Below are 6920 nucleotides of genomic sequence, written 5' to 3'. Positions count from 1 at the left end.
CCCCTCTGCCACCCCTCGCAACACCCTCAAACCCCCCACCCCGCGCTCCCGCTCTCCGACCCCCCGCCCCCCCCCCCCGGCCCTCCCACCTCCGCGATGGCGCTGGAACAACGCCAGGGCGGCGATGGACGCCGCGTCCTTGAAGGAGCCCTCGGCGATGAGTCGCCACACCTCAGCCTCGGAGAACCAGCGGCTGACCAGCCCCGCCTCCGTCTCCTCCAGATTCGGATCCCCGGCGGTGAGGTCCGTGGCCAGGAGGACGTGGAAACCCTGGTCGCAGTACCCGTACGCCTCGTACAGGTGCCCCAGCGGCGTCATGGTGCCGGCCCTCAGCCCCGTCTCCTCGGCGAGTTCACCGCGGGCGAGGGCGAGCGGGTCCGCGTGCGGCTCGTCCTCCCAAGAGCCTTGCGGGAACTCCCAGTAGCGGCCCTTCACCGTGTACCGGTACTGCTCGACGAGGTGGAAACCGCCGTCGGCGTACGGGACGACGAGCGCGAAGTCCGGCTTCTCCACGACCCCGTAGAGGCCCTCGGCACCGTCGTGGCGCAGGGTCCTGTCCTCGCGGACGGTCATCCAGCGGTTCCGGTAGACGACGGTGCTGCTGGTGGCCACCAACTCGTGCTCGGGCAGCGCCTGGTGCGGGGTCTCCATGTCCATGGGCCGACGCTAGCCGATCACCGCACGCCGGTCAGGCGTCAAGCAGCACCTCAGGGCCACCAACAGCCACGCCGACCGGCCGGGCCGCACCGGGCCCAGCCGGTCAGCCGGTCAGCCGGTCGGCTCGTCAAAGGCGACCTGGATGGTGAACGGCTCCGAGCTGTTCACGCTCGGGTCGTCGGGGCTCGTGACCGACACCCGCCCACCGGTCAGCGGCTCCGAGGCGTCATTCGGGATCCGCACCGGCACGAGCGCGGTCGCCGTCCGCTCCGACTCCAGGCCTGCCTCGAACGTGCAGGTCACCGTCCAGATCTTGTCGCTCTTGTGCCGCTTGCACGTCCTCGGGAAGAAGGGCTCCTCCGGGACTGCCCCGGGCGGCATCGTGATTTTGACGACGAGCGCCGGCGCGGCCTTCGCCGTCTCGTTGGCGACGATCCCGTGCACCGTCGTCATGCCCCCCGGTGCCGCCGCGTCGGGGTCCTCCTGGATCACCACAATGGACCCCGGGGCGAGCCTCGGCCGTTCCACCGGGCCCGCCGCACCGAGCATCCCGGCCACCGCACCGCACACCACCGCCGCAACTGCCAACCTACGCAGCATCAACCGCACCTCTCGCGCTCCATGGATCCCCCGGTCACCGGTCACGCTAGGGGCCACCGTCCGCCCCCGAGTCCACGACGCGAGCCGAACGGCACCCGTCACCCTCACGGCTGAACCGGAGGGCAACGACAGGGGCCCCGAACGCCGTCCTCGCACCCGGGGCCCCACCGCACCGCCGTCAGTCCTGGGTCACGCCGATCGCCCGGGCCAGGGCTTCCAGGCCGTAGCGGCTGACGTGCTCCGAGTTGGCCAGGTCGATCGTCCGGACGCCCTCGGTGGCGAGGCGCTCGTTGATCTCCTCCAGGTGCTGCTGGACGACCTGCTTCTCGGCGTCGGTCGTACGGCCCTTGTGCGGCCGGCCGGCGTTCTCCAGGCTCGCGTAGTTGACCTTCTCCTTGACGGCGAGCGACGCCGCGCTCTGGCTCGGGACGGACCGGGCGGCCGGCTTGGCGCCGCGCAGCACCTCGGCCATCGGCGCCGCCGAGGCCAGCCGGTCGAACGCCCCGGCCTCCATGACGACCGTCCGGGGCTCGTCCGAGCCCGGGACGTGCAGCTCGATCGTCACCAGGTCGAGCGCCAGCTCCTCCACCGCCGCGAGCTCACCGGCGAGCGCCTCGATCTCGACCGGCCCGTCCGCCAGGTCCGGGTGCCGGTGGACCACGATGCGCACCAGGTCGTCGTCGTTCTCCACGTGCTCGCCGGTCAGGTCCGAGAATCGGATGATCTTCTGGCCCATGTCTGCCTCTCTTGCCTTGTCGTCCGCGAAGAGCCTACGCCCGGATGATCTTCGTCCGGTCCAGCCTCGGTCCGGCCCCGGCCCGGCGTCAGGAGCGACGGCTGCCGGGGGCCTTCCACCAGAGGAGCCAGCCGGCGGTGGCGACGATCAGCGCGTTCAACAGGAGCATGTCCGGGGCCCGGCTGTAGCCGAGCATGCCCCGGAACCCCTGGGATTCGATGTACGTGTTCCCGTAGAACAGCGCCACGTCGAGGACGAGGAAGAGGGCCCACACCAGCCCGGGGTGGAAGCGAGGCCGGGGCAGCGCGTGCACGAGCGAGAACACGGCCGTGGCCACGATCAAGGGCAGGTAGTAGGAGGGCGAGAACTGCCCCACGAAGTTCCACGGCGCCGCCAGGCCGAGGGCCCAGAGCACCGCCATGGTGCCGCCGAATTGCACCAGCCGGGCCACGACCGGATTGCCCCGGGGAGCAGCGAGGACCCCGTCGGCACCTGGCGAATGGGGCGCGGTCTGCTGGTGCGGCGCGAAGCCGCCGTCGGGCGTCGGCGTTTGGTGCGGGAACGTGCCGAGCACCGACCGCAGCGGCTCCCCGGACGGCGGCGGGTAGCCCAGGGCCGGCCCGAAGCCCGGCGACTGCGGCGGCGCGTCGACCCGGGTCGGCGGCGGAGCGACCGGGGCCGGCTCACCCCGGATCACCGACTCCAGCGCCGCGATGGCCTGTTCGGCCGTCAGTCGCTGCGCCGGGTCCTTGGTGAGCAGCCCGGCAAGCACCGGCGCGAGGGCACCGGCCCGCTGGGTGGGGCGCGGCGGCTGGGTGACGACGGCGATGCACAGGGCGCTGAACGTGTCGGCGTGGAAGGGCGCTTGGCCCTCCACCGCCGCGTACAGCGTCGCGCCGAGCGACCACAGGTCGTTGGCGGGCGTCGGCGGTTTGCCCTCCAGCTGCTCGGGGGCCATGTAGGCGGGAGTGCCGATGACGGCGCCGGTCCGGGTGAGCGCGGTCGTCGCGTCGGCCATGTGCGCGATGCCGAAGTCGGTGAGGATGACGCGCTCGTCCATCAGCAGGACGTTGTCCGGCTTGAGATCGCGGTGGACGATCCCCGCCGCGTGCGCCTGCTGGAGCGCCTTGAGCATCGCGACGCCGATCTCGGCCACCCGCCGCGCCGGCAGCGCGCCGTCCCGGCCGAGCAGCGCGGCGAGCGAGGCGCCGGTCACGTACTCCATGACGATCACGGGCGCGCCCTCGTGCTCGACCACGTCGTGCACGGTGATGATGCCCGGGTGGTTGAGCCGCGCGGCGGCGAGCGCCTCGCGCAGCGTGCGCTGGAGGAGCTGCTCGCGGTGCTCGTCGTCGACGCCGGCCGGCAGGAGCACCTCCTTCACGGCGACGTCCCGTCCGAGGGTCTCGTCGCGCCCCCGCCACACGCGGCCCATGCCGCCCTGCCCGATGAGGTCGTGGAGGCGGTACCGGCCCCCGACGACTGCCCCGTTCGATGCTGTCACGGGCCCATACCTTAGTGGCGTGCCCCTGTCCCCGGACACGCTGCGGTACAGACCCGTCGGCTCGGACCCGCCGGTTCGGGCCCGTCGGCCCGGCCCGGTCCGCGGGAAGCCGCTTGGTCATAAATTGGGTATCGCGCACCAGTTCGGGACTGCTAGCGTCCTCGACGTGGCAAAGCTGAACCAGATCATCGCCGTCGAAAAAGGCGTCAAGTCCAAGTCCTTCCAGGAGCTGACCCAGGCCCACCAGGACCTGCAGAAGCCCGCGCTGCTGGCCGGGATCTCCCGCACCTACCAGCCCAAGGACGAGGAGGGCGAGCAGCTGCCGCCGGAGTCGACCCGGGTGCAGCTCAAGGCCGAGGACATCCTGCGGTCCACCTCGACGACCCTCACCCGGCTGTTCGACGTGACGGCCACCAAGGACTGGGCCAACCTCGGTGCCCGCGCCGACGTGGTGGTGGACGGCCAGGTGCTGCTCGCCCAGGTGCCCGTCCCGTACCTGCTCTTCCTGGAGAAGCAGCTCACCGACCTGTTCACCTTCGTGCGCAAGCTCCCGGTGCTGGACGCCTCCGAGTCGTGGAACCTCGACCCGTCCACCGACTCGTGGAAGACCGAACCGGTGCGCACCATCCGGACCAAGAAGGTGCCGCGCAACCACGTCAAGGCCGAGGCCACCGAGAAGCACCCGGCCCAGGTCGAGGTCTACTACGAGGACGTCCCGGTCGGGTACTGGACGACCGTCAAGTTCTCCGGCGCCCTGCCCGCCCGGCGCGTGAACGAGCTCGCCGAACGGGTGGAGAAGCTCCAGCAGGCGGTCAAGTTCGCCCGCGAGGAGGCCAACGCCGTGGAGGTCACCGACCAGCGCGTGGGCGACGCCGTCTTCGGCTACCTGTTCAGGTAGCCTCCTGATCACCCGTCCGGGGAGCCGGGCGGGTGCACCGAACGGCGCCGAGAACTCTCCGGGAGACCGGATGGGGGCGCTCGCGCGGTGCGAAAAAGCTGACACTGATGTTGAAGCTGACCCAGGGGTCACAGTGGAGGTTCAAATCCTCCCCCCGGCACCACCGGCCGGGGTAGCCCAAGCCAGGCAGAGGCGGGCCCCGTCAAACTCAGACTCTCGCTCCAGTCTCAGCATTCGCCGCCGAACACCGGATCGACCGGGTGCGGACGAACATCGACGAATGCAGGTTCAAGTCCTGCCTGTGCCGCTCCGTGGCACGGTAGTTCAACGGCAGAACGCGTCGGTTTCAATCTGATCCGCGGCCCTTAAACGTGCCGGTGTGAGCAATTGGGCGGCACACAGGGGCCCGGGAGCAGGCTACGCTCCCGGGTCCTCTCGCCTTCCCGGCCCCCGCGTACGCCTCCGCTCGCGCGCGCCCCGACGCGCGCCCGGCGGCTCCCCCGCTGGTCGGGGCGGGGTCAAGCTCAGGTCAAGGGTTATGCCGGAGGGATGGCAAGGCCCTATCCTGTCAAGGATTCGAAAAGACACCTCGTTCGGTGAGGCGTCTTCACGGACACAGGCCACTGATCCCACCCGTCGAGAGACGCTCCGGATCAGGACAGGTCTCCCCGGCCCAAGGGGTGACCCCAAGTGGCTTCCCCGCCCGAACCGGCCGGGGACACGCCGTGGAGTGCCAAAGCTCTGACGAGTTGGGGTGCATCGGGCGGTGACGTCCGTCCGCCCTGCCATGCCGCCGCGGCGCCGGATCGCGGCCGAGATCGGGAGGGGGCGTGATGGACGGAAGTCCTGGCCATAGTCGGCCCTTCACCGTTTCGTTCCCGCCGTCCTTCTTCCGCTGCTCCAGGCGGCTCCTCCTTCCCTGACCTGCCGGGTCCGCTCCGCTTCCCCCCTCGCGTCCACGTGACGCGGGAGGCCCCTGCGCGCGCCCGGTGAGCCCTGCGGTCAAGGTTGGCAGCGCCATGCCACCGGGCGGCCCGATGTCCCGTCCTGCCGGGGCAAGGGGGGTTTCTCCATGGCCACCACCACGCTGTTCTCGTCCGCCACGGCGCGCCTTCGCGACCGCACGGTCGAAGCCGAGCGCCGCACCACCGTCACCAAGGCCGTCCGCTCGTCGCTCGTCTCGCTCGCCGGGCTGGTCGGCGGCCCGGTCACCAACCAGGCCGGCGAGGAGGTGGGCCGCGTCGTCGACGTCGTCGCCCGCCTCTACGGGCCGGAGCCCTACCCGCCCGTCACCGGCCTGATCATCCGCATAGGCCGGCGCCGCGCGTTCATCGCGGCGACCGCCGTCGAGCGGATCCACACCTGCGGGGTGCGGCTGCGCACCTCCCGCGTCGACCTGCGCGAGTTCAACCGCAGGCCCGGAGAGGTGCTGCTCGCCCGCGACGTGATGGACCACCAGCTCGTCGACGTCGACGGCGTCCAGGTCACCCGCGCCGCCGACCTCTACCTCGCCCCGCTGGCCGCCCGCACCGTCCTGGTCGGCGTCGACGTCTCGCTGCCCACCCTCCTGCGCCGCCTCGGCCCGCGCCGCTGGCAGATCCGCCCCACCCCGGACGGCGTCCTGGACTGGCAGTCCGTCGCCCCCTTCGGCGAGCAGGCCACCCACGGCCCCGCCGAGGTGCGGCTGCGCGCCTCCCGCTCCGCGCTGCACCGGCTGCGCCCGGCCGACCTCGCCGACATCCTGGAGGACCTCGGCCGCCACGAGCGCCAGCAGCTGCTCGGCTGGCTGGAGCCGGAGCACGCGGCGGACGCCCTGGAGGAGATGGAGCCCGCCGAGCTGGAGAACCTCCTGCGCGAGGCGCCGCCCGAGCACGCCGCCCGGCTGGTCGACGAGATGGAGCCGGACGAGGCCGCCGACGCCCTGCGCGACCTCAACCCGGGCGAGCGCGAGAACCTGCTGGCCCGGATGCCCGAGCCCGAGGCCGCCGAGCTGCGCTCCCTGCTCACCCACCGCGAGGGCACGGCCGGCGGCGCGATGACCACCCTGCTCGTCACCGCCGAGTCCGCCCAGACCGTCGGCGAGGTGCGGGCCGATCTCGCCGCGCAGGCCGAACACCGCACCGACATCGACGCGGTGACCGTCCTCGACGACGACGGCGTCCTGGTCGGCGACATCCCGCTGTTCGACCTCGCCGTCGCCGAGGACACCACCGTGATCGCCGACCTGGTCGCCTGGCGGGCCCAGTTCGGCCCGCCGGTGACCGTCCGCCCCGACACCCGCCTCGCCGAGGCAGCCCACCACCTGGTCGCGGCCCGCGCCACCTCCCTGCTCGTGGTCGACGACACCGACCGCCCCCTCGGCCGGGTCCTGGCCGACGACATCCTCGACTCGCTGCTCCCCGAGCGCGGGCGCCTGCACTTCCGGAGGCTCCTCAAGTGACCCGCGACCTCGACACCCGCCCCGGCGCCGGGGGCGCGCGCCCCCCCGCGCGGGGCCCCCCCCGACCGCCTCGACATCGGTGACG

6 protein-coding genes and 1 riboswitch are annotated in these 6920 nt (G+C 72.2%); of the genes, 2 read left to right on the top strand and 4 right to left on the bottom strand.

What is annotated here, in order from left to right; translation table 11 throughout:
- The 4 genes from ACFV4G_RS40555 to ACFV4G_RS40540 all read right to left on the bottom strand — a co-directional run.
- Window positions 1–657 (bottom strand): NUDIX domain-containing protein (locus ACFV4G_RS40555; protein ID WP_380448133.1); only part of this gene is annotated, 657 nt, incomplete at its 3' end.
- 111 nt (window positions 658–768) lie between these two features.
- Window positions 769–1257: a hypothetical protein gene (locus tag ACFV4G_RS40550; RefSeq protein WP_380448131.1), complete on the bottom strand. Its 489-nt coding sequence runs from the start codon at window positions 1255–1257 to the stop codon at window positions 769–771.
- A gap of 178 nt (window positions 1258–1435) precedes the next feature.
- Window positions 1436–1993 carry a hypothetical protein gene (locus ACFV4G_RS40545; RefSeq protein ID WP_380448129.1) on the bottom strand — a complete coding sequence of 186 codons (558 nt, stop codon included), beginning with the start codon at window positions 1991–1993 and terminating at the stop codon, window positions 1436–1438.
- Between the two features lie 88 nt (window positions 1994–2081).
- The gene (locus ACFV4G_RS40540) at window positions 2082–3497 is read right to left on the bottom strand and encodes a protein kinase (RefSeq protein ID WP_380448127.1); all 1416 of its coding nucleotides are present in this window, start codon (window positions 3495–3497) and stop codon (window positions 2082–2084) included.
- A 166-nt stretch (window positions 3498–3663) separates the two neighbouring features.
- Here ACFV4G_RS40540 and ACFV4G_RS40535 point away from each other — a divergent pair, with 166 nt between their 5' ends.
- On the top strand, window positions 3664–4395 hold the full coding sequence (locus ACFV4G_RS40535) for a hypothetical protein (RefSeq protein ID WP_380448125.1): 732 nt from the start codon (window positions 3664–3666) through the stop codon (window positions 4393–4395).
- Between the two features lie 581 nt (window positions 4396–4976).
- Window positions 4977–5156, top strand: a riboswitch (M-box (ykoK) riboswitch).
- A gap of 311 nt (window positions 5157–5467) precedes the next feature.
- Complete coding sequence (locus tag ACFV4G_RS40530) at window positions 5468–6835, top strand: magnesium transporter MgtE N-terminal domain-containing protein (protein ID WP_380448123.1); 1368 nt, start codon at window positions 5468–5470, stop codon at window positions 6833–6835.
- Window positions 6836–6920: the final 85 nt, after the last annotated feature.

This window comes from Kitasatospora sp. NPDC059747 (assembly GCF_042732955.1).
Classification (GTDB): Bacteria; Actinomycetota; Actinomycetes; order Streptomycetales; family Streptomycetaceae; genus Kitasatospora.
Note: the sequence above shows the minus strand (reverse complement) of the source record. Positions and strands in the feature narration are given on the sequence as shown.

Excerpts from the sequence above, each read along its gene's own strand:
- ACFV4G_RS40550 (WP_380448131.1), bottom strand. The coding sequence starts at position 1,257 with ATGCTGCGTAGGTTGGCAGTTGCGGCGGTGGTGTGCGGTGCGGTGGCC.
- ACFV4G_RS40530 (WP_380448123.1), top strand. The coding sequence starts at position 5,468 with ATGGCCACCACCACGCTGTTCTCGTCCGCCACGGCGCGCCTTCGCGAC.
- ACFV4G_RS40545 (WP_380448129.1), bottom strand. The coding sequence starts at position 1,993 with ATGGGCCAGAAGATCATCCGATTCTCGGACCTGACCGGCGAGCACGTG.